The sequence below is a fragment of the Pseudomonas sp. SWRI68 genome (genome assembly GCF_014269165.1).
GTDB classification, from domain to species: Bacteria; Pseudomonadota; Gammaproteobacteria; order Pseudomonadales; family Pseudomonadaceae; genus Aquipseudomonas; species Aquipseudomonas capeferrum.
The window spans coordinates 1-664 of the sequence record NZ_JABWRU010000057.1; the positions used below are offsets into that span (position 1 = coordinate 1).

The 664-nt window shown below is 59.6% G+C and carries 1 protein-coding gene; it reads right to left on the reverse strand.

Annotated elements, in window-relative coordinates:
* The coding region (locus HU770_RS26760; RefSeq protein ID WP_186666583.1) for an immunoglobulin-like domain-containing protein at nt 1-664 on the reverse strand (664 nt) is incomplete at both ends.

Here is a 664-nt window from a genome sequence, read left to right on the forward strand (position 1 = left end):
CACAACTTCGTTGTTGCTCAGGGTCACGACAAGGTCGTGGTCCAGGGCAGCGTTGATGTGAACGGTGAAGGTCGGTTTAACGTTTTCCGCGACCGAAACCTGGTCGGCAGTAATGGTGACCTTGACCAGGTCGCCACCGTTGCCAGTGCCTGGGGTGCCCGAGCCAGGCTCGTCGGTCACAGTGGTGTTGACCGGGGTCTTGTCCAGGACCAGGTTCTCGAACTTGCCAACATCAGCGCCGTCGACGCTGGCGATGGACTTGATCACCGGGTCATTGGTACCGGTGTAAACGTTGTCCGGAGCAGTGACAGTCACGAAGCCCGAAGTGCCATTGGCCGGCACGGTGATGACCGTGGTGCCGTCGCTCAGGGTGAAAGTCAGGGCCGAGTGCTTGTCGATCGGCAGACCGTCTTTGTTGGTCAGGATGACGGTGTAAGTGATCGCACCGCCTTCGGTAACCGAAGGTGTTGCAGTCAGTTTGGCCACTACGTCGTCAGTGGTGTCAGTCACTTTGACCGACGCCGCATCGCCCAGCTGCAGATTTTCGAAGGCGCGGCCATCGATGTCGGCTGCCGACTTGATACCCAGGTTGATCTCACCGGCATCTTTGTAAACGTCGTCGCCCTGCGCGTCGTGAGCGTACGGTGCGCTGGTTTCGCCAGCC